The following is a 23,514-nucleotide window of genomic DNA, read 5'->3' as shown; positions in this document are numbered from 1 at the left end:
GGCCTCCAGGCCGCGCCGCCGGTCATGATAACCGGCCGCCGCCGCGCCTTCGGTCAGCGGCTGCCGCCAGGGTGGTAGCTCCGCTCCGCATGGGCCTGGACATCGGCCTGCTCGAACCACACCGGGCGCAGCCTGCCGGTGGTGTGCAGCGGGGCCTGGTCGGCGAAGTGCGGGGAGGACGGGTCGCTGCTTTCGCCGCCGACGCTGACCGCCCAGGCCTGCGGGCCGTCCTTGCCGAAGGCCACCACCGCCACGAAGCTGTTGCCCGAGGTGGTGTAGCGCAGCCGGGTGCCGGGGTAGGTGCGCGACTCGGCACTGGCCAACGAGCCCCAGCGCGAGGTGGTGAAGGGCACCGGCAGGCTGGGCCTGGCGTCGTCGAAGCGCTGCACGATGGCGCCGTCGTTGCGCTGGTAGCGGTTGATCTCGCCCCACGGCACCTGCCAGCGGCCGAAGTCGCGCTGCAACTGGTCGACCACCGCCTGCAGCACCGCCAGACGCTGGTCGGGCGTGGCCAGGGTGGCCATCGCATCGACACCGCCGCGGTCGCGCTCGCGCGCCAGCGGCGTGACTTCCTTGAGCAGGGCATCGGCCCAGGTCACCGCCAGCGTGGTCGGCACCGAGTCCAGTCCCCAACGGTGGTCCCAGGCGGCCAGGGAGGCTATCGGCCCGGACAGGCTGGCCTTGCGCGGATCGCCCTCGGGCAGCGCGGCGTAGTCGTGGCGCAGCAGGGGCAGCAAGGTGTCGAAGGCCGGCAGCCAGGGGTCATAGGCGGCCTGGATCAGCTGCTGCGGGGTGAAGCTGGGGCGTGCCTGCAGCACCGCGATGGCGTGCGGGGCGCGGGCGTTCTCGCCGGCCTGGTCCATGTAGCGCGGGAAGTCGTTGGCGTTGGGGCTGTCGGCGCCCGCGGCGCTCCAGGGCCAGTTGTTGGCGTTGAACACCCAGCCGTTGCGCGGGTTGATCACCTGCGGCAGCGTGTCCAGCGCATGCAGGCCATCCAGGTCGGTGGCCGGGTCGCTGCCGTCCACCGGCTTGCGGTAGTCCACGCGGGCATGGCGCACCGGCACGTACTGCGGGTGCAGGTAGGCGGTGTTGCCTTCGGCATCAGCATACAGGGTGTCGTTGGACGAGTTGGCCTGCAGGCCCGCGGTCTTCATGAACTCGGCCAGGTTGGCGGCCTTGGTGCGAAGGAAGGACTGCTGCAGCGCCTGCACTGGGCGATACATCATTGAGAACGCCACCCAGTGGGTCTGGTCCTGTGCGCGCACGATGGGGCCGTGGTGGGTGGCCCAGGTGGTGAAGCTGCGTTCGGCACGGGCGCCATCGGCGCCGCGGTAGGCCAGGGTGATGCGCTTCTCCTGCAGCGCACGCACCTGGCCGCCGTAGCGATAGCCGGGCTTGCCCTCGGGCGTGGTCGCCGTTTCCACGACGAACTCGTCCACGTTGTCCACGCCGCTGCTGGTGTGCATCCATCCGGCGTGGCGGTTGAAGCCCTGGTAGACGAAGAACTGTCCCCAGGTCACCGCGCCGTAGGTGTCCAGGCCTTCGTCGCTGCGCATCTGCAGCTCTGAGCGGAAGAAGTAGCTGGTGTGGGGGTTGATCAGCAGCAGGGCGCGGCCATCGGCGCTGTGCGAAGGCGCAATGGCGATGCCGTTGGAGCCGCCGGGCATCCTGAGCTGCGGTTCGCGCTCCAGCAGGGTCATGGCCACCGGCTTGCGTTCGTAAAACGCCTGCAGCTGGGTCAGCGCGATGCGCTCGATGTCCCCACCAATGCTGCCTTCGCTGAAGCTCAGCGCCATCCACGGCTCGAAGCGGGTGAGCAGGCGCGGGGTGACTTGCGGGTGGGTGGCCAGGTAGTAGTTCAGGCCATCGGCCCAGGCGTTCATCAACGTCTTGAGCCAGGCCGGGCTGGCGGCGTAGTCGGCCTGCAGCTGCACCGGGTCGTAGTACAGACGCTGGCGCAAGTCCTGCCACAGCTGGCCTTCCCCCTCGACCTCGGCCAGCCGGCCCAGGTTGACCAGGTAGTTGGTCTCGATGCGGTTGAAGTCGTCCTCGGCCTGCGCGTAGATCATGCCGAACACCGCATCGGCGTCGCTGCGCCCGTGGACGTGGGCGATGCCCCAGGTATCGCGGGTGATCTGCACGCGCTGGGCCTGCTGCTGCCAGCGCTGCTGTTCGGCTTCGGTGGACGCCGCAGTGGCGGTCAGGGGCAGCAGGGCAAGCGCGCACAGCAGCGGCGCGAGATGGCCTGCAAGCCGCTTCATGAAGCGATGCGCTGACTGGCGCGGTGCGGGGTGTCGGGGCATGTCTGTCACACGGAAGAAGGGGCGCCTGCATGCTACAGCGCGGGGTGCGTCCGCTTCCTGGTCAAGGCGGGTAGGTCGGGGAGATGCGTGTGGCGACGACGCGTCCGCGCGACGCCGATGGTGCGGGCTGCCATGACAGGGCAGGTTGGATGTTTAAGAATCGATAGGGTCAGTGCTGCCGGCGGTCAGCTCGTGGGATGTTGGCAGTGGTCGAGCTGCGGAAGGTGGCGCTGTCCTATGGAAGCGGCCTTGTGGGAGCTGCTCATGGGCGCAGCCTGTTGAGGGCAGCTTTGTGGGAGCGGCTTCTGCCGCGATGGGCTTTGCCGGTAAAGCCTCTTCGCGGCTGAAGCCGCTCCCAGATGGGGCGCTCCCACAATGCCGCTTGCACAAGCCGCTCCCACAACGTTGTTCCCCCCATCGTGCTGCGTGCGCAGCCCCGCAGCGCCCATTGCGGTGCCATCATCGAGAGGTCCTCAAATGAAGCGACGCGATTTCCTCGCCACGGCCTCGGCCGGCGGCATCCTGGCCAGCCTGCCGCTGCGGGCCGCCCGCGCCAGGCGCAGCGATGTGCTGCGGGTGGCCATGATCGGCACCGGCCTGCGCGGGCAGTCGCAGCTGGGGCCGCTGCTCAGTCGCGACGATGTTGAGCTGGTGGCCATCGCCGACACGCAGCGGGTGATGCTGGACAAGACGCTGCGAATCATCGCCGATGCAGGGCGCCGCAGGCCGCACGTGTATGGCGGCGACGGCGATACCGGCGCGTGGAAGCGATTGATCGATGGGGGCGGCATCGATGCGGTCTTCATCTGCACGCCCTGGGAGTACCACGCGCCGATGGCCATCGCCGCCATGCAGGCCAGGATCGCGGTGGGCTGCGAGGTGGTGGCCGGCATCACCCTGCAGGACCATTGGGACGTGCTGCACGCCCAGCAGCGCAGCGGCACGCCCTATATGCTGCTGGAGAACGTCTGCTACCGGCGCGATGTGCTGGCGGTGCTGCAGATGGTGCGGGCCGGGTTGTTCGGGGAGTTGATCCATCTGCAGGCCGGCTACCAGCACGATTTGCGCGGGGTCAAATTGAATTCGGGCAGCCCCGATGCGCCTTACGGCAGCGGCGTCGAGTACGGCGACAAGGGCTTTTCCGAGGCGCAGTGGCGCACCCAGCATTCGATCGACCGCAACGGCGAGCTGTATCCCAGCCATGGCATCGGCCCCTGCGCCATGTACGCCAATATCCACCGCGGCAACCGCTTCACCCATCTCAATGCGTTCTCGACCAAGGCGCGGGGGCTGCACGACTACATCGTCCAGCACCCCAAGGGCGGGCCGCAGCATCCCAATGCCAAGGTCGGCTTCAAGCTGGGCGACGTGGTCACCACGACGCTGCGCTGCGAGAACGGGGAGACCATCCTGCTGCAGCACGACACCTCGCTGCCGCGGCCTTATTCCCTGGGCTTTCGCGTGCAGGGCACGCGCGGCCTGTGGATGGACGTGAACGATTCCATCCATATCGAAGGCGTCAGCCCGCCTCATGCATGGCAGGACGCGCAGCCTTATCTGGACCGGTACGACCACCCGCTGTGGAAGCGCTATGCCGCGCAGGCGGCGGGCGCCGGCCACGGCGGCATGGACTGGTTCGTGATCCACGCCTTCATCGAGGCCTTGAAGGTGCAGGCGCCGATGCCCATCGACGTCTACGACGCGGTGGCCTGGAGCGCGATCACGCCGCTCTCCGAGCAATCCATCGCCGAGGACTACAAGACGCTGCCATTCCCCGACTTTACTGCGGGGGCGTGGAGGCAGCGCAAGCCGGACTTTGCGCTGGGGCAGGCGTGGTGAGTGAGTAGTGGGAGCGTGCAGGCTGTAGCGCGGGTGGGTATGTGGCCTTGGATCGAGGAACGAGCGGAGAGGAACGAGAAACGAGTGAAAGCCGGAGGTGCGAGCTGTCAAACACTCGTTCCTCGTTCCTCTGCACTCGTTCCTCGGGATCCGCAACGCGCGTTAGCGGGAAGTGAGGCCCAAACACGCCCTTCACAGCATCGGCCGCCATTTCACGTGACAACGATCCCGCTATCACGTGCCGTTGCACGAAAGCTGCAGATGATGCGCGCTCACTCCAGGAGCGCACATGAGCATCGAGAAGAAAACGGCGGGCACGGTCAATGATCTGATCCAGATTGCACGCGACGGCAGCGATTTCTACACCGAGGCCGCCGGTAAGGTGGAGGACGCGGAACTGTCGGCGCTGTTCCGCCGCATTGCGACCACCAAGGACGAGATCGTCGCCAAGTTGAGCGCAGTGGTGGTGGCCTCGGGCGAGAAGCCGGCTGAGCACGGCACGGTGGTAGGGTCGATGCAGGAGTTCTATGGCAAGGTGCGCGCGGCCCTGGGCGACACCCAGTATGGCTACGTCGCTGAGCTGGAGGAATCCGAAGATCGTCTGCTCAAGGCCTTCAAGGAAGCCTCGGCCGAGTCCGAGTTGTCGGCTGCGGCCAAGGAGCAGGTGCTCGCGCTGCTGCCCAAGGTCCAGGAGACCCACAGCATCATGCGTGAGCGCAAGCACGCGATGAAGTAATCGCTTCCGTTTGATGAAATAGAAGAGGCCGGTCGAGCGGCCTTTTCTCTCTTCTGCGCCCAGCGGTCGCTGGGTGCGCTGTTCCTCCCGCATGCCGCTGTTCTGCCATCCCATGCCCGCCGCAGCGTCGGCGCGGTGACGGGTGGCGCTGTCCTGCGCGCGTGGGGCGAGACACTGTCTGGATCGAGCGCAAATGCACCAAAGGCCAACCATTTTCTTTCTACACGCCCTGGGCGCCAGCGCAGACGCTTGGAGCGAGGTGGTAGAGCACATCGATGGCCGCTATACCTGCATGCCGCTGGATCTTCCGGGCTTCGGCGCACAAGCGCTGGATGGGCGTACCGATACGACGGCGCTGACCGACTGGTTCTGCGATACGGTGCGACGGGTCGATCCGGTCACCTGGATCGTGGTGGGCCATAGCATGGGCGGCAAGATCGCCACCGCGACGGCCTGGCGAGCCAGCCGCGGCGCGGTGGGCCTGGCCGGTCTTGCCGGCGTGGTACTGCTGGCCGGCTCTCCGCCGGCACCCGAGCCGATGGATCCGGAGCGTCGCCGCACGATGCTGGGATGGGTGCAGGGTGAGTCCATCAGCCGCACGCATGCGGCCACCTTCGTGTCCGACAACGTCGCCGGCAGGCTGGGGGATGCCCAGTTCGAGCGCGCCGTGGCCGATGTGATGCGAAGCGATCCCGCCGCCTGGCGCGCCTGGCTGGAGACGGGCAGCAAGCAGGATCTGTCCACGCATGTTGGCGCCTTGCCTTATCCGGCCTGCGTGGTGGCCGGCCAGTGCGATGGCGACCTGGGGGCATCTGCGCAAGCCGAATTGAACCTGCCGCATTACCCGTTGGCCGGCGCTGTGACCACGCTTGCGCAGGCCGCGCACCTGCTGCCGCTCGAACGGCCGCAGGAGGTCGCAGCCCTGATCAACCGTTTGGCCGCCAGCGCGTTCACCCGCGCGCTTCCTGGCGAATTCCTTGGCGTGCTCAACGCAGCACGCACCGACCCGCGCATGCGTGCACGCCTGATCGCGCGCAACCTGCCGCCGGATGTGCAGGCGCCGGGTGCGTTGGACGCCGGCGCCTTGGCGGTACTGGCGGCCATCGCCGCGCGCGTGGTCGATGAGCCGGCGCGCGGGCAGGAGCTGGCCCGACGCATCGATATCGGACTGGCCGCCGGCGAAGGCGACGGCTGGCGTTTCGCCGAACTGCCGCCGGACGGGCAGGCCTGGATGCAGGCCCTGGCGTGCCTGCAGACGCTGGCAGGGGACTTCTGCGCACTGCCGCCGCAGGCGCAGATCGCCTTGCTCAAGTCGGTGCAGGACGGCACGGCGGACCTGCCCGGCGACAGCCCCCTCAGCGGCAACCAATTGCGCCTGTGGTTTCAGGATGCATGCGCGCAGATCGCCCGCGTGTGGACCAGCTTGCCGGCCACGATGGCGGCCATGGGCTATGACGGCTTCTCCGTGTCGGTGGAGGGCGGCATCGCCCGCGGCTACGACCAGGTCGGGCAGGACCAGTCCGAGGCCTGGCAACTGAGAGGCCACCGAGCATGAGCGAGGCCAACAGTGCAGGGCGCGTGGATGCCGTGGTGGTGGGCAGCGGTGCCGGCGGCGGCCCCGTGGCCGCGCGCCTGGCAAGGGCGGGGCTGTCGGTTCTGGTGCTGGAAGCCGGTGCGGCACTCACACCGGCCGATCACCTGCCCGACGAGCTGGAAACCAACCTCTATTGGATGGAGGAGCGCCTCAGCGGCGGCGACACCCCGACCGCGTTCGGGCCAAACAACTCCGGCACTGGGGTAGGTGGCTCCACACTGCATTGGGGCGCCTTCTGCCCCAGGCCCGATTCACGCGACTTGCGGCTGAAAACCGAGTCCGGCGTCGGCGAGGACTGGCCGATCGCCCACGAGGAATTGCAGGGCTACATCCAGCAGGTCGAAGAGACCATCGGCGTGTCCGGTCCGCAGCATTATCCCTGGGACCCAGGCCGGCGTCATGGCTATGGGCCTGCCAAACGCAACGCGCCGGCACAGGCCATGGCGCGCGGCTGCGCGGCGCTTGGCCTGACCGCCACCGATGCGCCGGCCGCGCTGGTGACCGAGGAACGCCAGCAGCCTCACCTGGGCGTGCGCGGCGCCTGCGCCAACTGCGGCGCCTGCCACCAGGGCTGCTTCAACGCCTGCAAGTCCGGCTCGGACAACACCTGGATCCCGATGGCGCGCGCCCATGGCGCCAGGATTCTCGCGGGTGCCAGGATGGTGGACGTGGAGCGCGATCGCCACGGACGCATCGATGCGGTGCTGTACCGGATCGGCAGCCGCGTGCACCACCAGGCCTGCGGGGCGCTGTTCCTCTGTGCGGGCGGCATCGAAACCCCGCGCCTGTTGCTCAACCTGGGCCTTGCCAACAGCAGCGGACAGGTCGGGCGCAACTTCATGGCGCACGTGGCCACGCAGGTCTGGGGGCGTTTCGACGCGCAAATGCGCATGAATCGCGGCTACCCGTCCTCGTTGATGACCGAGGACCTGCTGCGGCCGGCCGATGCCGACTTCAAAGGGGGCTACCTGGTACAGAGCCTGGGTGTCCAGCCGGTGACGCTGGCCAATAGCCTGGTGCGCGGCGCCGGCCTGTGGGGCGCGCCGCTGGTGGCCAGGCTACGTGACTACAACCAGCTGGCCGGCATCGGCATCAATGGCGAGTGCCTGCCCGCGGACAACAACCGGCTGCTGCTGAGCGATGAGCGCGACGCCTTCGGAATGCGCAAGGCGGTGGTCAACTTCACCTACAACGCCAACGAGCGCGCACTGGACGCACATGCACAGCGCACCCTGACACGTATCTGGGAGGCGGCCGGCGCGCGCGAGATCTTCACAGTGGCGCGCTCGGCGCACACGCTGGGCACCTGCCGCATGGGCAGCGACCCGCGCCATGCGGTGGTCGACCACAGTGGCCGCAGCTTCGACATCGACAACCTCTACATCTGCGACAACTCCACCTTTCCCAGCGCGCTGGCCGCCAACCCGGCCCTGACCCAGATGGCCTTGGGATTGCGCACGGCAGAACGCTTCCTCGCCGCTGCGGCATAGCGGCTTTCAGCTCGATCAACTTCGAAGGAGAAAGACATGGACCTTGGCATCGACGGCAAAATCGCGCTCATCAGCGGCGCCGATTCCGGAATGGGCAAGGAGACCGCCAGGCTGCTGTTGCAGGCGGGCGTGCGCGTGGCCATCACCGACCTGCCGGACCGCACCCTGCCGCAGGCGCTGGAGGAACTTTCCGGGCTGGGCCAGGTGATCGCGGTCAGCGGCGACGTCACTTGCGATGAGGACGTCCAGCGCATCTGGGCCGAGGTGCGCCAGCAGCTCGGGGACCCGGACATCTACGTCAACGCCGCCGGCGTCACCGGCGCGACCGGCGACTTCCTGGAGGTCTCCGACCAGGGCTGGCTGGAGACACTGGACATCAATCTGATGGGCGCGGTGCGCATGTGCCGGCAGGCCATCCCCGCGATGAGGCGCCAGGGCTGGGGCCGCATCGTGATGTTCGCCTCGGAGGACGCGGTGCAGCCCTACGTGGACGAACTGCCGTACTGCGCTTCCAAGGCCGGTATCCTGAGCCTGGCCAAGGGACTGTCCAAGGCCTACGGCGGCGACAACGTGCTGGTCAATACGGTCTCGCCCGCCTTCATCCATACACCGATGACCGACGCCATGATGGAAAAACGCGCCAAGAAGAAGGGCATGAGCTTCGAGCAAGCCGTGGACACGTTCCTGGATGAGGAGCGCCCGGGCATGACGCTCAAGCGTCGCGGCAGGCCCGAGGAGGTCGCAGCCGCTGTCGCCTTCCTGTGCTCGGAGCGCGCCAGCTTCATCAATGGCGCGGGAATACGGGTGGATTCGGGCTCGGTGTTCACGATTTCGGGCTAGTCCCGGCGCGGACGAATCGAAATGCCCTCGCCTGCGTGAGCGGGCGAGGGGAGGAATAACCGATTGGAGACTTTGAGCGGTCGTTCGTGTTCGCTTGCGAGATCCTCTGTCAGTCGCTTCAATGCCCTGACCTTTCCCGTGTCGCCCATTGCGCATTTCAGATAGCGGGTCTGCGCCACGATTGGGTAGTTTGCAAGTTATCCTGTGGGAGCGACTTCAGCCGCGAATGGCTTTCTCGGTAAAGCTTCTTCGCGGCTGAAGCCGCTCCCACTAGTTTCTACTTTTTTATCCCAGGGATCGCTACGGAGGCTGGCGGCAAGGTCCGTCGGGATCAGCCTTCATCGCTGCTGGTGGCGACCGCTGTCTGGTGCACTGCTATCGCATGAGGTCTGCTCAGTCAGCGTGGCCATCGCCATGATGTGGGCCAGATGGCTCAGGCCTTGCGGGGTGTTGCCCAGGAACGCCTGCGTGTGCGGATCGACCATCTCGCTCAGCACGCCATTGCAATGCTCGAGCGAGCGATGCAGGCGGTCGAGCCGGCGCCGCGACTCCTCGACGTCTCCCAGGCGCGCGACCGCCTCGGCCATCCAGTAGGAGCAGGCGAGGAAGCAGCCCTCCTCGTCCTGCATGCCCGAATACCGGTAATGGAACGGCCCTGCGCCAAGCTCGCGGTCGATCGCCTCGACCGTCTTGCGCAGATGATCCCGTCCATCGAAATCGAAGCGCACCGCCAGGGCCACCGATGCGTCCAGCAGGTCGCTGCCGGGATACATGACGAAGGCCTGCTTGGATTCGGACCAGCATTCGGCCTCGATCCATGCGCGGATGCGATCGCGCTCGCGGCCCCAGCGGTCACGGCAGGTGGTCGGCAGCTGTCCCTCGTCGGCCAATTGCACCGCGCGGTTCAGGGCCTGCCAGCAGCTGATCTTGGACATCGTGTAATGGCGCAGCTGCTCGAGCTCCCAGATGCCCGAGTCCGGCAACCGCCAGCGCTCGGCGCACTCATCGGCGATGCGCGAGAGCAGCTCGGCGCTGGCGCTGTCCAGGATGTTGCCGTGACCGACGAAGCACCAGGCGGTTTCGAAGATGTCCCCGTAGATGCCGTGCTGGTGTTGCTCGCCGGCCAGGTTGCCGTGTACCACCGGCTGGGAGCCGCGGTAGCCCTGCACGCGTCTGACCTCCACCTGCGGCACCAGCTCGCCGTCCAGCGTGAACACGACCCGGCTGCCGTGGCGTCGCAGCTGCTTGATCAGCCAGGTGAAGGCCGCCTTGGATTCGGCTTCCAGCCCCGCGGCGAGAAACGCCTGGATGGTATAGCCCGCGTCGCGGACCCAGGCATAGCGGTAGTCGAAGTTCTTGCGGCCGCCGATCCGCTCAGGCAGCGAGGTCGTCGCCGCGGCGGCGATGGCGCCGGAAGGGGAGTACAGCAGCAGCTTTAAGGCCAGGGCGCTGCGCACGAAGGCCGAGCGCTGCTCGCCTGCGAACTTCACGTTCTTGCTCCAGGCGCGCCATTCGCGGTCGGTCAGGTCGATGCGGCCATCGATCTCCTCGATGCTCGGCGCGACCAGCGGCTCGTCCTCGCCGACGACCAGGGCGATGGTGGCGCGCTCGCCGGTTTCCACCGTGACCCGTCCATGGACGCAGGCATCGGTCCACTCGCACCGGATCGAATCGCTGTGGATGATCAGGCCGAGCAGGCGCTGTACGTGGAAGACCTTGTGTCGGCCTACGGTCGAGTAGTACGGGTTGGCGGTCAGCGCCCGTGAACTGGGCTTCATGACGATCTCAAACCGCATCCGGCCCTCCAGGCCCTCGATGCGGCGCGCAAGTTCGGACCACGGCAAGCGGCCCGCGTTGCCGCTATTGAGGGATTCGACCAGGACCGCGCGGGCGTGGTCGGTGATGAACACCGTCTCCAGTACGTTGCTGTCGCGCCGGTAACGGCGCTGCATCCGAAAAGGCTCGGTGGGACGGATCGAGAAGTAGCCACCCTGTTCCGCATCGAGCAGTCGATCGAATAGCGGCGGGCTGTCCATGTTCGGCGCGCACCACCAGTCGATCGCCCCGTCCAGTCCGGACAGCGCCACCGAGCGTCCCTCGCCCAGGGCGCCGTAATGCTCGATCGGCAGGACACCGTCGCGCCGCTCTGCCGTCTCGCACTGGCCGGTGGCCGAGCTTGCGTGATGTCCCATGATTGCCTGGCCTTGGTTCGACGGAAGAAGGGCGGACGTGCGTTTCGGCATGCGCGATGCCACGTCCGGCGCTGTGCTCTCAAGCTAGCAACGGACAGGCCAGAGGTCGTGAAGGGGCGCTCGTTCTCGCGTGTCCATCGCTGGAGGAAGCGGCCAGCCGCCGGTGTGAATACGGCGTGGGTGGAACTTGGACTCGCACCCAGCACAATGGCCGCGCCCATTGACCAGGACCCGCCGTGACGAGCGACCAGACCCGAGGTTTCCAGCCGCCCGCCATTCGCAACGCGGCGTATCAAGACAGTCTCGACATGAACCGGTCGGACATCTTCTTCAGCGCGGTGCAGACCACGCGCATGCCGATGATCATCACCGACCCGCATCAGCCGGATAATCCGATCATCTTCGCCAACCGCGCCTTCATCGAAATGACCGGCTATGCGCTGGACGAGCTGGTGGGACGCAACTGCCGCTTCCTGCAGGGCCCGGAGACCAACCGCGATGCCATCGCCGAGGTCAGGGAAGCCATCCACGAGCACCGCGACGCCGCGGTGGAGGTGCTGAACTACCGAAAGGACGGCTCCTCGTTCTGGAATGCGCTGTTCGTCTCGCCGGTCTTCAACGAGAAGGGCGAGCTGGTCTATTTCTTCGGTTCGCAGCTGGATGTCTCGCGCCGCCGCGATGCCGAGGATTCGTTGCGCCAGGCGCAGAAGATGGAGGCGCTGGGCCAGCTGACCGGCGGCATCGCGCACGATTTCAACAACCTGCTGCAGGTCATGTCCGGCTACCTGGAGGTCATCCTGAGCGCTTCGGGCGAGGAGGCCAGCGGCTCGCCGCTGATCCATCGCGCCGCCACCAATGCCCACGCCGCCGCAGGCAAGGCCGCCACGCTCACCCAGCAGCTGCTGGCCTTCTCGCGCCGACAGAAGCTGGAAGGGCGCACGCTCAACCTCAACGGCCTGGTGTCCTCGATGGTGGAAATGGCGGGCAAGACGCTGGGGGGCGATGTGGCCCTGAAGACCGACCTGGCCGAGGGCCTGTGGAACTGCAAGGTCGATCCGACCCAGGCGGAGGTGGCCTTGCTCAACCTGCTGATCAACGCACGCGACGCCTTGCAAGGCCGGGAAGACCGCCAGGTGACGCTGACCACCAAGAACGTGGACGTTAGCGAGTCTTCGCCCACGCATTACGACCAGCTGCCCCCCGGACGCTTCGTCATGGTGTGTGTGGCCGACAACGGGCACGGCATGTCGCAGGAAGTGCAGGGCCGGGTGCTGGACCCCTTCTTCACCACCAAGGAAGAAGGCAAGGGCACCGGCCTGGGGCTGTCGATGGTCTATGGCTTCGCCAAGCAGTCCGGCGGTACGGTGCGCATCCACTCCAAGGAGGACCAGGGCACCCGGGTCTGCCTGTATTTCCCGGCAACGGATGACGTCGCCAGTCGTGTGGCGCCGAGCAAGCGAGTGATGGACCAGGGGGGCTCCGAGCGTGTGTTGATCGTTGAGGACCGCGAGGACGTGGCCGCATTGGTGGAGATGCTGCTGGGCAATGCCGGCTACGACACGGTCACCGTCAACAACGGCAAGGCGGCGCTGGCGGCGATCGAAGAGGGGGGGCAATTCAACCTGCTGTTCACCGACCTGATCATGCCAGGCGGCATGAACGGCGTGGTCCTGGCGCGCGAAGTCCGTCGGCGGATGCCGAAGATCAAGATCCTGCTGACCACCGGATATGCCGAGGCGAGCCTCGAGCGCACCGATGCCGGCGGCAACGAGTTCGATGTCTTGAACAAGCCCTACACCACGGCGCAGCTGCTGAGGAAGGTGAGGGTGGTCTTGAATGGGCCCACTGGTGTGGGATGAGCCGTGTCAGAGCCGGGGCGCGGGATCGCGCCACCGGCTGCGCAATGGTCGGCTCGACACGAGGAGTCTTTGGCCAACTCGCCTCGAAGCGGACTGAGTGCGAGCAGGCAGTCTAGCGAGGGCCACCTAGAAACGACTTAAGGGCTAGCTCTTTAGGTAAGAGCAACCCGTCCTGGCGTAGCCCATGTGGCAACAACCGATTCGCGAGCAGCCCATGGGAGAGCTACTAATGCGACAGAAACTAATGTGGGAGCGGCTTCAGCCGCGAAGGAGCTTTCATGGGAAGGCCCTTCGCGGCTGAAGCCGCTTCCACAAGTTGTCATCGGCTAAGTTGAGCTTTCAGCGGCTTTGTAGCGCCGCCCGCCCTTGTTCAAATCGCAGTATCGAGATACTTCGAGGACAGCATCCCCACGCGCAGCTGATGCTCCCGAAGCGCCGCGTTGAGCCGGGTCAGGATCTGCGGATCTGCCTGTTCCAGCGTCTGCGCCAACTCGGTCCTGCTGGCGGCGTGCATGACCTCATCCAGCGTGCCCATCAACGTCGACGGTGCTGGGGTGGGGCTGCCCTCCAGGTTCCACAGCTCGGCCTGCCTGGCGCTGACGGCTTCGAAGATTGTCTTCGCACCGGCCGGCCAGCCCTGCCAATCCCCGTGTTCGGGCCCAAGAATTTCGAGAGGTGAGGTTGAGGTATTCATGCCGGTAGTTACGCATGGCCCGCATCTGCACGGTGTGAGCAATGCAGTGCCACGGAGTTGCACTTCGAGAAATCGGAGGGTCGCTGATCACATACGATCAGCGACCCTCCCTACGTTCGAACGGGAAAGCGGCGCGGGCCGCTGTCAACGCGCCCGGCCGAGGCTCGGCGGATGAGCACCGTGGCGATATGAGGGGGTCCTGACCATGCTTTCTCTGAAACAGGCAGCAATAGACTAGGCCTTGTTCGCCTTGCTGCGCGGGGCTGACTTTCTCGTCGTCTTCTTTGCTGATGTCTTGGCCGACTTCTTGGCTGCCTTTTTGGTCGACTTCTTGGTCGCTTTTTTGGCCACCTTTTGGGTCGTCTTCTTTGCAGCCCGCTTGGTCACCTTCTTCGCTGCTTTCTTGACCCTCTTCTTGGTCGCCTTCTTGGCGGTCTTCTTCGCAGCCTTCTTGGTCGTCTTCTTCGCGGACTTCTTGGCCACCGCCATGTTGTCCACCAGGTTCGGGTAGGGCCGGCCGGCCTTCTTCGCCCTGGCTTTGGCTTGCGACTTCTGCCCGCTGGACAGCTTCTTGGCCGTCGACTTCTTCGCGGGGCTGGGCTTCTTCCAGGGCGCTTTGGTTGCTTTCTTCGTAGTCGCCATCTTACTTCTCCTCTGCCTTGCGCATGCGTTGATCGAGCCGCTCGGCCCAGCGTTTGCCGGCGTCGCCGCCCCAGAGCTGCCAGGCGATGTAGCCCGCAGATGGATCGCTTCGGTTGGCCCAGCCCTTGCCCTGCTTGTCGACCTCGTGCCGGGCGAAATAGGACACCATGCGCCGCACGGTGGCCGGCGACAGGGTGGTCTGCGCGGCGAGATCGCGCGCACGGGCCACGCCCACGGCAGTGCCGCCCTTTCCATGTGCCTCGCGTAGCTTCAGGCCGCGGCTGGCCGCCTGCGCTGCACCCTTGGGCGGAGTGAAATCGATCGCGTCGTAACGACTGGAGCGGGCCATGCCGACTCTCCTGGGGACCAGCCGCGAGTCTGCGAACGGATCTGCCGACATGGCGTGAAAGGCGCAAGCGTGCTGGCGGCGTTGGTCCACTTCCTCGCGTCGCGTTCGCCCGGTGTCGCTGCGTCGATCGGCCGTGCGATGCGCACCCGATCACCTTGTGCGGTTCGGCCACTCAACGCACCAAAGGAGGAGTCGACCTCCCGGACACGGCTGGCACGCACGTGTCCAGCCAGCGTGAACCATGCACCTGCGGCACCATGCTCCAATGCGCGCACCACGCCACCCGAGCACAACGCCCGCATGACCACACCGCGCATCCTGATCACCGGCGCCAGCATCGCCGGCCCCGCACTCGCATTCTGGATGCGCAAGCTCGGCTGGGAGGTGGTGCTCCTCGAACGCGCCAAGGCCTTCCGTCGAGGCGGACAGAACATCGACGTCCGTGGCCCCGGGCGTGATGCGCTTGCCGCCATGGGGCTGCTGGATGCGGTCAAGGGTCGCAACACCACCGAACAGGCCTGGACCTTCGTCGATGAGGACAACACCGTCATCGCCCGCTTTGGACAAGAAGAGTTCGGTGGCGAAGGCCCCACCGCGGAGCTGGAGATCCTCCGCGGCGACCTGGCCAGCATCGTCGACGAGGCGGGCGATGGGGTCGAACATCGATACGGCGACTGGATCGAAACGTTGCACGACGATGGCGCCGGCGTCGAGGTCAGCTTCCACTCCGGCGCGAAGGAGCGCTTCGATCTGGTCGTCGCCGCCGAAGGCGCGCGCTCCCGGACCCGCGAGCTGGTGCTGGGCCAGTCCACGACGCTGGAACCCTTCGGCCTGTCCAGTGCCTACTTCTCCATCCCCAAGGGCCAGAACGATCACCAGGACGCACGCTGGTTCAATGCACCAGGCGGTCGCAGCGTGTTCCTGCGTCCGGATGCTCAGGGGCGCACGCGCGTGGTGCTGTCCATCCAGGAACAGCCCAGCGGCTGGGACGATCTCGAACCGCAAGCGCAGAAGCAGAAGATCGCCGAGCGCTTCGCCGACGCCGGCTGGGAAACCCCGCGGGTGCTTGAAGGCCTGTGGGCCACCGACGATTTCTACTTCCACTCCATCGAGCTGGTGAAGATGCCGCGCTTCAACAAAGGGCGCGTGGTCATGACCGGCGATGCCGCGTGGGCGGTCATGGGGTCGGGCACCACGCTCGCCCTGATCGGCCCGTATGTGCTGGCCGGCGAGCTGGCCAAGGGCGGTGATATCGCCGCGGCGCTGGACCGATACAACGACGTCATGCGGCCCTTCGTCGACAAGGCCCAGGACATTCCGTCCTGGGGACCCAAGGCCCTGCAGCCGCAATCGCGTGCCGGCATCGGCATCCAGCATGCCTTGCTCAAGGTCGCAGCCTCACCGGCAGTCCGCCCGCTGATCGCCCGCTTCGCCTCGGGCGGCAGCGGACTGCCCGAGCTTCCTGCCTATCCCGAACTCACCGGGCGCACACGCGTGGGCTGACACACGTTGTGCGCGATGGCGATGCCCGTCTGATGGGATCGACAACGGTTGAGCTTCTGGTCGAGCGCACGCGCTCAAGCCGTGCCCTCGGCCGTTGTCGCCCTTTGTGAAACGTTGCGACATGCGGGTTGTGACCGCCAAGCCGCCTGGGTGCGATGACGCTGTCTCTGCTTCGTTTCAGCACCCTTCTTGAGAGATTCACGGGATTCTCCTGAATCTCTAACAATCGGCTAACACGCGGCTAATTGAGCCTTAATCGAGCGTGCCCAGCATGCCCGGCCATGAACCAGCCATCCCCTCACATCCCATTGGCGCCCGTCCCCGGTCGCTTCGCCCAGGCGCGCTGTCTGTTGCCAGGGCATCCTGAGCGCGCAGCGGTGGAGTCGTTCATCGCGGGCATTTACCACGAGCGCTTTGGTGCCCAGCTCAGTCAGTTTCCTCGGCATCTGCTGGCCTACCACGATGTGGAAGGGAGGCTGCTGGCGGCCGTCGGCCTGCGCTATGCCGGCGACGGCCCATTGTTCCTGGAGCGGTATCTGGACGAGCCCATCGAGCAGGCCCTGGCCCGCGCCGGGCGTGCGACAGCAAGACGCGAGCGCATCGCCGAAGTTGGCAACTTCGCCACGCGCACGCCGGGAATCGCTCGTGAGCTCATCGTGCAGCTGGCCTGGCTGTTGCGCACCGGTGGCATGGACGTGGTGGCGTTCGTGGCCACGCGGCAGCTGCGCAACGCCTTCGATCGCCTGAATCTTGCGCCAGTGGAACTGGCCATCGCACAGGCAGCGCGCGTGGGCGAGCAGCGCCAGCACTGGGGCAGCTACTACGACACCCAGCCGCGGGTGATGTGTGGCGATCTCGCGCAGGGCATTGCCTTCCTTCGCAACCGCGCCGCGCAGCCGGCACCGGTGGACGAACCGGTGCATCGGTGCGTCGGAGCAGAGGCATGTGCGTGACGACCATCGACGCTCTGTGGCGGCAGCTGGGCCAGCATCCGCAGCGCATCCTCACCGCATCGGCCAGCCATGACGACCGCGACCTGCTGTCCCGCATTGAGCGTGTCGTCGCGGTGCTGCAGCAGCTCCAACTGCAGCGCGTGGCCAGCCGGCTCGACAACGGGCTGGACTGGCTCGTGCTCGACCTGGCGCTGCGACGCATCGGCGGCGTGCACGTGCCGTTGCCGACGTTCTTCTCGCCGGAGCAGGTTCGGCACGCGCTTGCCTCCAGCGGCGCGCAGGCGGTGTTCATCGCCTCCGGCACGGTCGCGCCGGTCTCCACGCGCAGCACTGGCCGAGAGATCGACGGCCTGGATCTTGCCTCTTGCCGGCTGCTGGATGAAGCCAATCCAACGCCATTGCCCGAAGGCACCGCCTGCATCACCTATACCTCGGGCACCACCGGTCGCCCGAAGGGCGTGTGCCTGGATGCCCAGACCTTGCTGCAGGTCGCCACCTCACTGGCCGAGGCCGCCGAACCGATCACGCCTCGCCGCCACCTTTGCCTGATGCCCTTGTCCACGCTGCTGGAGAACGTCGCGGGCCTCTACGCCGCGCTGTTGGCCAACGCCCAGATCGCGCTGCCGTCGCTGGCGGAGATCGGCTACACCGGCGCCAGCGGCCTGGATGTGCCGACGCTGATCCGGTGCCTGCACCGCTACCAGCCCGAGAGCATCATCCTGGTGCCGCAATTGCTGACCGCGCTGGTGATGGCCGCCGAAGCCGGTGTCGCCCTGCCAGGCTCCTTGCGCTATATCGCGGTAGGCGGCGGGCGCGTGGCGCCTCACATGCTGGCCCGTGCCGCGGCGCTGGGCCTGCCGGTGTTCGAGGGCTACGGACTGACCGAGTGCGCGTCGGTGGTCTGCCTGAATCGCCCGCAGGCCAATCGCGCCGGCAGCGTCGGCCGGCCCCTGGCGCATGTGCGCGTGGAAGTGGTCGATGGCGAACTGGTCGTGCACGGCCCGCGCGCGCTCGGCTACCTGGGAGATGACGGCCTGCCACCCGGACCGATCCACACCGGCGATCTGGGGCATATCGACGCGGAAGGCTACGTCCATGTCACCGGCCGTCGGCGCAATGTCTTCATTACCGCCTTCGGCCGCAACGTCTCTCCGGAATGGGTGGAAAGCGAAGTGCTGGCGCACCCACAGTTCGCGCAGGTGTTGGTGTGGGGGGAGGCGCAGGCCGACAACATCGCGCTGATCGTGCCGCGCGGGACCGGCGTGGATGAAGCGCATGTCCAGCACGCCCTGGCCCAGGTCAATGCCGGCCTTCCGGACTATGCGCGGATCGCACGCTACCTCCCCATCCAGACGCCTTTCAGCGCCGGCGATGGCCTGCTCACCGCCAATGGCCGCCCGCGCCGGGACGCCATCCTGGCCCGCTACCAGACCGAGATCGACGCCTGCTATCGGCGTCCCGCCAATGTTTCCGTCACAGGAGTCACCGCATGAACTTCCACGATACGCTGCTCGAGCGAACCGCGCCCGAGCGCCAGCAGCTCCTCTGCATTCCCATCATCCAGTCCGCGCTGGCCGGCAACATCGGCCGGGAGGACTACCTGGCCTTCCTGCAGCAGGCCTACCACCACGTGCGTCACACCGTGCCGCTGCTGATGGCCTGCGGGGCACGCCTGCCGACGCGTCTTGAGTGGCTGCGTGAGGCGATCGGCGAATACATCGAAGAAGAGATGGGGCATCAGGAATGGGTGCTGGACGACATCGCCGCCTGCGGCGGGAACCGTGCCGCGGCGGCCGCCTCCACGCCGGCCCTGGCAACGGAACTGATGGTCAGCTACGCCTACGACACCATCCAGCGCGGCAACCCGGTCGGCTTCTTCGGCATGGTGCTGGTGCTGGAGGGCACCAGCGTGGCGCTGGCGACCCGCGCCGCCGATACCCTGCAGCAGGCCCTTGGACTGCCGCGCAACGGCTTCAGCTATCTTCTCTCGCATGGCGACCTGGACGTGGAGCATGTCGGCTTCTTCAAGGGGCTGATGGACCGCCTGGAAGATCCGGACGACCAGCGGGCGGTCGTGCACGCGGCGCAGCGCTTCTACACGCTGTACGGCGACATCTTCCGCACCCTGCGGGCCGATGGCGCGCGCCTGGCGGAGGTGGCGTGATGGACCTGCGTGGACGCACCGTCATCCTCACCGGCGCCACCGGCGGGATCGGCAGCGCGCTGTGCGCCGAACTGGTGGCTGCCGGCGCCCGCGTGGTCGCGGTCGGGCGCAGCCCGGGTGCGGTTGGCGCGCTGGCGGGCCGGTTCCCTGCCGGATGCGTGGTGCCGGCGATCGCCGACCTGGCCAGCGCGCAGGGCAGGGCGCGCCTGCTGGAGATCTGCGGCCAGCTGCAGCCCGCGCCGAGCCTGCTCGTGCTCGGACATGCCCGGGCCGGGTTCGGCCTGTTCGAAGATCAGACCGATCAGGCGATCGAGGTGCTGCTGCAGACCAACGTGGTCGGCTCGGTCCTGCTGGTGCGCACGCTGGTCCCGATGCTCCGCCAGCAGCCACAGGCCGCCGTCGTGGTCATCGGCTCGACCTTCGGCAGCCTGGCCTTCCCCGGCTTTTCCGTCTACAGCGCCAGCAAGTTCGCCCTGCGTGGGCTGACCGAAGCGCTCTCCCGCGAATACGCCGACACCGGCCTGCGCTTCCAGTACCTGGCGCCCCGGGCCACCCGCACCAGCTTCAACAGCGATGCGGTCGATGCGCTCAACCGCGAACTCAAAACCAGCGTGGACATGCCGGACGAGGTCGCCCGGCAGCTCATCGCGGCAATCGCCAGGCAACGCCCCAGGTTGCAGCTGGGCTGGTCGGAAAGGCTCTTCGCACGCATCAACGGCCTACTTCCTGGGCTGGTGGACCGCAGCCTGCGCACGCAGTTGCCGGTGATCCGCCGTCACGCCTCCCATCACCACTCCTTTTCGCAAGAGATGTCCTCCCATGAAGCGCACTCACCGTAAAACCCTGGCGTTCTTGCTGCTGGCCTCGTTCGTCTCCGTCGGCAGCGCCTGCGCGGCTGAGCTGGCCGCCGACGTGGCGCAGGTGCGCGACCGCTGGGCGCAGATCAACTACCGACTGCCCAAGAAGGAGCGCGAGGCGGCGTTCGAGGCCCTGTCCAAGCAGGCCGCATCGGCCCGCGCGGCCCATCCGCAACAGGCCGACGCGCTGATCTGGGAGGGCATCGTGCTGTCCAGCCTGGCCGGAGAGAAGGGCGGCATGGGCGCGCTGGGCCTGGTCAAGCAGGCACGTGGCGATTTCGAGGCGGCGCTCAAGCTGGATTCGCGTGCCCTGGGCGGCGCGGCCTACACCAGCCTGGGTGCGCTGTACTACCAGGTGCCCGGCTGGCCACTGGGCTTCGGCAACGACAACACCGCCCGCCAGATGCTCGGCAAGGGGCTGGAGATCGATCCCAGTGGCATCGATGCCAACTACTTCTACGGCGACTTCCTGCGCGACCAGGGCCAATGGGCCGAGGCCCGCGCTGCTTTCGAGAAAGCCCTGGCAGCGCCGGCACGACCTGGCCGCGAGGTCGCCGATGCCGGTCGTCGCGCCGAGGCCCAGGCCAAGCTGGATGAGGTCAAGCGCCACCTTGCGCATTGATCGGCCGCGCTCGACACTGACGCATGCGCATCCTGCTGGTTGAAGACGACCTCTCGCTGGGCGAGGGCATCCGCACCGCCCTGAAGCGTGGCGCCTTCGCCGTGGACTGGGTGCAGGACGGCGCTGCCGCCGTGCTCGCGGTCGAGCATGAGACCTTCGAGCTGGTCGTGCTCGACCTGGGCCTGCCCCGGCTGGACGGCATCGAGGTGATCCGGCGTGTGCGCGCCCGCGCCAACCCGGTGCCGATCCTGGTCCTCAGCGCGCGCGAGAAGGCCGCCGACCGTGCGCTGGGCCTGGACGTGGGTGCTGACGATTACCTGGGCAAGCCCTTCGACACCGGCGAGTTGCTCGCCCGCGTGCGGGCCCTGGTCAGGCGCACGAGCGGACGCGTGCGCCCCTTGCTGGAAGCCGGCCCGCTGAGGCTGGATCCGGCCACGCTCGATGCCAGCTGGAAGGGCAGGGCCCTGGACCTGACCCGCCGCGAGTTCGCGCTCCTGCGGCTGTTGATGGAACAACACGGGCGGCCGATGTCCCGCGACTCGATCCAGAAGCATCTCTACGGCTGGGACGAGGACGTGGCCAGCAATGCGGTGGATGTCCACGTGCACCAGCTGCGCCGCAAGATCTCCGCCGACATCGTGCGCACGGTGCGCGGCATCGGCTATGCCTTCAGCGAACCGGTGGACACCGGCACATGACATCGATCCGTCGCACGCTGCTGTGGTGGGTGCTCAGCGGCACCGCGGCCCTGATGGCCGTCGCGGGATTCTTCAGCTATCGGGCCGGCCTGCAGGAAGCCGGGGAGATGTTCGATGCGCGCCTGGTGCAGTCCACCCGCGTGCTGGTCGGACTGGTCAACGAGCCGCTGGGCGACATGGCCGCCTATCCGGGCGAGCCGATCGTCCTGCATGGCTGGCACGGTCAGGCCAGCGGCGTGGGCGAGGCGCTGGCCTTCAAGGAAGGGCACGCCTACGAGAGCAAGCTGGCCTTCCAGGTCTGGGATGCGCAGCGGCACCTGCTGCTGCGTTCGGACAGCGCGCCGACCACGCCGCTGGCGGCGCTGGCCGATGGCTATGCCACCGTGCGCATCGATGGCGAGCAATGGCGCACGTTCACGCTGCGGACCTCGCAGGGCCGCTGGTTCCAGTCCGGGGAGCGCGCCGATATCCGCCAGGAACTGGCCGAAGACATCGCCGAGGGTACCTTGCTGCCCCTGCTGCTCGCGCTGCCCCTGATGGCCTTGCTGATCTGGCTGGCGGTCGATCAGGTGACGCGCTCGCTGCGGCAGGTCTCGGACCAGGTGGGCGAACGCGCGCCCGAGCGCATGACGCCGCTGGATGCCGCGCATCTGCCGCGCGAGGTTGGCGGGCTGGTGCTCGCGTTGAACGGCCTGCTCGCGCGGTTGGGCGCGGCACTGTCGCGTGAGCGACGATTCGTCGCCGATGCCGCGCATGAACTGCGCACGCCGCTCGGTGCGCTGAAGGTGCACGCCGACAACGCCCGCCACGCGACCTCCCGCGAAGAGCGCACCCGCGCCGAGGAACTGCTGGCCGGCAGTGTCTTGCGGCTTGAGCGCCTGGTGGCGCAGCTGCTGGCACTGAGCCGGGCGGAGAATGCTGGCGGCGTGGTCCCGATGCGTCGGCTGGAGCTGTCCGCGCTGGTCCAGGGCGAAGTCGACGAGCTCAAGCCCCTGATCGAGCAGCGCCAGCAGCGTCTGGTGGTTTCGCTGGCGCCCGGCGAGATCCTCGGTGCGGAAACCCAGATCGCGCTCCTGGTGCGCAACCTGCTGGAGAATGCCGTGCGCTATGCTCCGCAGGGCGGCCAGATCCTGGTGGCATCGGCGCTCGAGGGCCACACCGTGTCGCTGCGCGTGGACGACAGCGGCCCGGGCATCCCGCCTGAAGAACGCGAGCGGGTGTTCGACCGCTTTTACCGCGTGCTTGGCAGCGGCGTGGAGGGCAGCGGCCTGGGCCTGGCGATCGCGGGCGAAGTCGCGCGCCTGCACGGCGCCGACATCCGCCTGGGGAGCTCCCCCGAATTGGGCGGCCTGCGCGTTGAAGTCAGTTTCGAGAGGGCGGCCACCGGGGGCGGGGACTGAGCGGGAACGCCGGAACTCGGCGGCGGATCGGCGCAGGTCGCGGGGCGCTCCTGAGCAGATGCAGCGGGCGAGCCTGTCATCTCCACAACCGTCACCATGACGCCGGCATTCGAGGAGATCAGGCGATGCCTGCGTTCTCGGATGTAGCACCACCCGGATGCAACCCCGCGTCACGGGCCGAACCCGGCCCGTAGCGCATTGACACGCCAGCGGTCGCGATGCCTCCTGGTCAGGGAGCCTTTCGCGGCGACTGCGGAACGCGTCGAAGCTTGCTGATGTCGTAGCCCATCGCCTGCATGCGCTGCACGGCGGCGTCGTAGTCGCTCTCGGACACCTGCGGCGTGCGCGCCATGTACCAGACGTAGTCGCGCTTGCTGCGGGCCACGATGGTCTGGCTGTAGTCCTCGTTGAGCCAGGCGATGACGTACTCGGCCTGGATCGGCCAGATGAACTGCATGCCCCAGACCGCGCCGTTGCCTTCCTTCTCGACCCGGCCAATGGGATGCATCGTCTTCAAGGGCGCGGTGAAACTGCCCTTGCGGTAGGTGAAGGTGGTCTGGATGCGCTCGTCCGGCCGCCTGGCATAGCTTTCCACCGCGTCGTAGGCCTCGCGCTCGGGCCAGGAGGGGATGTGGGCGATCACGTACCAGTCGCCCATGAAGCGGGGAACATCCACCGAAGGCGGCCGCGGTAGCGGTCGGGTTTCATTGGAGCTGCAGCCGGCGTTGAACAGGGTCGCCGCAAGAAGGGGAAGCAGGGCATGCAATCGCATAGGGCAC

General features: G+C 67.3%; 20 protein-coding genes. 14 read left to right on the top strand and 6 right to left on the bottom strand.

Features of this window, described 5'->3' with window-relative positions; genetic code table 11:
• Nucleotides 1-53: 53 nt before the first annotated feature.
• Entirely contained in the window at nucleotides 54-2,261 is a 2,208-nt protein-coding gene (locus EPA99_RS05800; protein WP_241688275.1) for a penicillin acylase family protein, read from the bottom strand.
• A 519-nt stretch (nucleotides 2,262-2,780) separates the two neighbouring features.
• Between EPA99_RS05800 and EPA99_RS05795 the strand changes: the two genes are divergently transcribed.
• The 5 genes from EPA99_RS05795 (at nucleotide 2,781) to EPA99_RS05775 (ending at nucleotide 8,802) form a co-directional block, all read left to right on the top strand.
• A complete protein-coding gene (locus EPA99_RS05795; RefSeq protein ID WP_129470241.1) occupies nucleotides 2,781-4,142 on the top strand; it encodes a Gfo/Idh/MocA family protein in 1,362 nt (453 codons plus the stop codon).
• A 289-nt stretch (nucleotides 4,143-4,431) separates the two neighbouring features.
• A complete protein-coding gene (locus EPA99_RS05790) occupies nucleotides 4,432-4,878 on the top strand; it encodes a PA2169 family four-helix-bundle protein (protein ID WP_129470240.1) in 447 nt (148 codons plus the stop codon).
• Between the two features lie 193 nt (nucleotides 4,879-5,071).
• On the top strand, nucleotides 5,072-6,433 hold the full coding sequence (locus EPA99_RS05785; protein WP_129470239.1) for an alpha/beta fold hydrolase: 1,362 nt from the start codon (nucleotides 5,072-5,074) through the stop codon (nucleotides 6,431-6,433).
• On the top strand, nucleotides 6,430-7,962 hold the full coding sequence (locus EPA99_RS05780) for a GMC oxidoreductase (RefSeq protein ID WP_129470238.1): 1,533 nt from the start codon (nucleotides 6,430-6,432) through the stop codon (nucleotides 7,960-7,962). Before EPA99_RS05785 ends, EPA99_RS05780 begins: the two co-directional genes overlap by 4 nt.
• Nucleotides 7,963-7,998: 36 nt before the next feature.
• Nucleotides 7,999-8,802, top strand: a complete 804-nt coding sequence (locus tag EPA99_RS05775; protein WP_129470237.1) for an SDR family NAD(P)-dependent oxidoreductase — start codon at nucleotides 7,999-8,001, stop codon at nucleotides 8,800-8,802.
• Nucleotides 8,803-9,140: 338 nt separating this feature from the next.
• On the opposite strand, the gene EPA99_RS05770 is transcribed toward EPA99_RS05775, so the two are convergent.
• Nucleotides 9,141-10,994 carry a glycoside hydrolase family 15 protein gene (locus EPA99_RS05770; RefSeq protein WP_129470236.1) on the bottom strand — a complete coding sequence of 618 codons (1,854 nt, stop codon included), beginning with the start codon at nucleotides 10,992-10,994 and terminating at the stop codon, nucleotides 9,141-9,143.
• A gap of 275 nt (nucleotides 10,995-11,269) precedes the next feature.
• Between EPA99_RS05770 and EPA99_RS05765 the strand changes: the two genes are divergently transcribed.
• Nucleotides 11,270-12,853: a histidine kinase famiy protein gene (locus EPA99_RS05765; protein ID WP_277751641.1), complete on the top strand. Its 1,584-nt coding sequence runs from the start codon at nucleotides 11,270-11,272 to the stop codon at nucleotides 12,851-12,853.
• A gap of 370 nt (nucleotides 12,854-13,223) precedes the next feature.
• On the opposite strand, the gene EPA99_RS05760 is transcribed toward EPA99_RS05765, so the two are convergent.
• The 3 genes from EPA99_RS05760 to EPA99_RS05750 all read right to left on the bottom strand — a co-directional run bounded on the left by EPA99_RS05760 (nucleotide 13,224) and on the right by EPA99_RS05750 (nucleotide 14,538).
• The gene (locus EPA99_RS05760) at nucleotides 13,224-13,547 is read right to left on the bottom strand and encodes a hypothetical protein (RefSeq protein WP_129470234.1); all 324 of its coding nucleotides are present in this window, start codon (nucleotides 13,545-13,547) and stop codon (nucleotides 13,224-13,226) included.
• A 234-nt stretch (nucleotides 13,548-13,781) separates the two neighbouring features.
• On the bottom strand, nucleotides 13,782-14,189 hold the full coding sequence (locus EPA99_RS18650; protein WP_164978572.1) for a histidine biosynthesis protein HisIE: 408 nt from the start codon (nucleotides 14,187-14,189) through the stop codon (nucleotides 13,782-13,784).
• 1 nt (nucleotide 14,190) lies between these two features.
• Nucleotides 14,191-14,538, bottom strand: coding sequence for a hypothetical protein (locus EPA99_RS05750; protein WP_206733696.1), 348 nt, complete (start codon nucleotides 14,536-14,538; stop codon nucleotides 14,191-14,193).
• Between the two features lie 300 nt (nucleotides 14,539-14,838).
• On the opposite strand from EPA99_RS05750, the gene EPA99_RS05745 reads away from it, so the two are divergent.
• From EPA99_RS05745 to EPA99_RS05710, 8 genes are all read left to right on the top strand, one after another.
• Nucleotides 14,839-16,041, top strand: a complete 1,203-nt coding sequence (locus EPA99_RS05745) for an FAD-dependent monooxygenase (protein ID WP_164978571.1) — start codon at nucleotides 14,839-14,841, stop codon at nucleotides 16,039-16,041.
• A 281-nt stretch (nucleotides 16,042-16,322) separates the two neighbouring features.
• On the top strand, nucleotides 16,323-16,994 hold the full coding sequence (locus EPA99_RS05740; protein WP_129470231.1) for a thermostable hemolysin: 672 nt from the start codon (nucleotides 16,323-16,325) through the stop codon (nucleotides 16,992-16,994).
• 5 nt (nucleotides 16,995-16,999) lie between these two features.
• Nucleotides 17,000-18,487, top strand: coding sequence for an AMP-binding protein (locus EPA99_RS05735; protein WP_425479173.1), 1,488 nt, complete (start codon nucleotides 17,000-17,002; stop codon nucleotides 18,485-18,487).
• On the top strand, nucleotides 18,484-19,158 hold the full coding sequence (locus EPA99_RS05730; protein WP_129470229.1) for an iron-containing redox enzyme family protein: 675 nt from the start codon (nucleotides 18,484-18,486) through the stop codon (nucleotides 19,156-19,158). Before EPA99_RS05735 ends, EPA99_RS05730 begins: the two co-directional genes overlap by 4 nt.
• Nucleotides 19,158-19,997, top strand: coding sequence for an SDR family oxidoreductase (locus EPA99_RS05725; protein WP_129470228.1), 840 nt, complete (start codon nucleotides 19,158-19,160; stop codon nucleotides 19,995-19,997). The genes EPA99_RS05730 and EPA99_RS05725 overlap by 1 nt, the downstream gene beginning before the upstream one ends.
• Nucleotides 19,978-20,637 (top strand): tetratricopeptide repeat protein, encoded by a 660-nt coding sequence (locus tag EPA99_RS05720; RefSeq protein ID WP_129470227.1) that lies wholly within the window; start codon nucleotides 19,978-19,980, stop codon nucleotides 20,635-20,637. The genes EPA99_RS05725 and EPA99_RS05720 overlap by 20 nt, the downstream gene beginning before the upstream one ends.
• A gap of 23 nt (nucleotides 20,638-20,660) precedes the next feature.
• A complete protein-coding gene (locus EPA99_RS05715; RefSeq protein WP_129470226.1) occupies nucleotides 20,661-21,335 on the top strand; it encodes a response regulator transcription factor in 675 nt (224 codons plus the stop codon).
• A 17-nt stretch (nucleotides 21,336-21,352) separates the two neighbouring features.
• Nucleotides 21,353-22,735 (top strand): ATP-binding protein, encoded by a 1,383-nt coding sequence (locus EPA99_RS05710; RefSeq protein ID WP_425479172.1) that lies wholly within the window; start codon nucleotides 21,353-21,355, stop codon nucleotides 22,733-22,735.
• 229 nt (nucleotides 22,736-22,964) lie between these two features.
• Here EPA99_RS05710 and EPA99_RS05705 read toward each other — a convergent pair whose 3' ends face one another.
• A complete protein-coding gene (locus EPA99_RS05705; RefSeq protein WP_129470224.1) occupies nucleotides 22,965-23,507 on the bottom strand; it encodes a lipocalin family protein in 543 nt (180 codons plus the stop codon).
• Between the last annotated feature and the right edge of the window lie 7 nt (nucleotides 23,508-23,514).

The organism is Pseudoxanthomonas composti, from assembly GCF_004122095.1.
Taxonomy (GTDB): domain Bacteria; phylum Pseudomonadota; class Gammaproteobacteria; order Xanthomonadales; family Xanthomonadaceae; genus Pseudoxanthomonas_A; species Pseudoxanthomonas_A composti.
This window is presented reverse-complemented; position numbering and strand designations above follow the sequence as displayed.

Excerpts from the sequence above, each read along its gene's own strand:
- EPA99_RS05720 (WP_129470227.1), top strand. The coding sequence starts at position 19,978 with ATGAAGCGCACTCACCGTAAAACCCTGGCGTTCTTGCTGCTGGCCTCG.
- EPA99_RS05740 (WP_129470231.1), top strand. The coding sequence starts at position 16,323 with ATGAACCAGCCATCCCCTCACATCCCATTGGCGCCCGTCCCCGGTCGC.
- EPA99_RS05780 (WP_129470238.1), top strand. The coding sequence starts at position 6,430 with ATGAGCGAGGCCAACAGTGCAGGGCGCGTGGATGCCGTGGTGGTGGGC.
- EPA99_RS05725 (WP_129470228.1), top strand. The coding sequence starts at position 19,158 with ATGGACCTGCGTGGACGCACCGTCATCCTCACCGGCGCCACCGGCGGG.
- EPA99_RS05730 (WP_129470229.1), top strand. The coding sequence starts at position 18,484 with ATGAACTTCCACGATACGCTGCTCGAGCGAACCGCGCCCGAGCGCCAG.
- EPA99_RS05750 (WP_206733696.1), bottom strand. The coding sequence starts at position 14,538 with ATGGCCCGCTCCAGTCGTTACGACGCGATCGATTTCACTCCGCCCAAG.
- EPA99_RS05785 (WP_129470239.1), top strand. The coding sequence starts at position 5,072 with ATGCACCAAAGGCCAACCATTTTCTTTCTACACGCCCTGGGCGCCAGC.
- EPA99_RS05800 (WP_241688275.1), bottom strand. The coding sequence starts at position 2,261 with ATGAAGCGGCTTGCAGGCCATCTCGCGCCGCTGCTGTGCGCGCTTGCC.
- EPA99_RS18650 (WP_164978572.1), bottom strand. The coding sequence starts at position 14,189 with ATGGCGACTACGAAGAAAGCAACCAAAGCGCCCTGGAAGAAGCCCAGC.
- EPA99_RS05715 (WP_129470226.1), top strand. The coding sequence starts at position 20,661 with ATGCGCATCCTGCTGGTTGAAGACGACCTCTCGCTGGGCGAGGGCATC.
- EPA99_RS05705 (WP_129470224.1), bottom strand. The coding sequence starts at position 23,507 with ATGCGATTGCATGCCCTGCTTCCCCTTCTTGCGGCGACCCTGTTCAAC.
- EPA99_RS05770 (WP_129470236.1), bottom strand. The coding sequence starts at position 10,994 with ATGGGACATCACGCAAGCTCGGCCACCGGCCAGTGCGAGACGGCAGAG.
- EPA99_RS05790 (WP_129470240.1), top strand. The coding sequence starts at position 4,432 with ATGAGCATCGAGAAGAAAACGGCGGGCACGGTCAATGATCTGATCCAG.
- EPA99_RS05775 (WP_129470237.1), top strand. The coding sequence starts at position 7,999 with ATGGACCTTGGCATCGACGGCAAAATCGCGCTCATCAGCGGCGCCGAT.
- EPA99_RS05795 (WP_129470241.1), top strand. The coding sequence starts at position 2,781 with ATGAAGCGACGCGATTTCCTCGCCACGGCCTCGGCCGGCGGCATCCTG.
- EPA99_RS05745 (WP_164978571.1), top strand. The coding sequence starts at position 14,839 with ATGACCACACCGCGCATCCTGATCACCGGCGCCAGCATCGCCGGCCCC.
- EPA99_RS05760 (WP_129470234.1), bottom strand. The coding sequence starts at position 13,547 with ATGAATACCTCAACCTCACCTCTCGAAATTCTTGGGCCCGAACACGGG.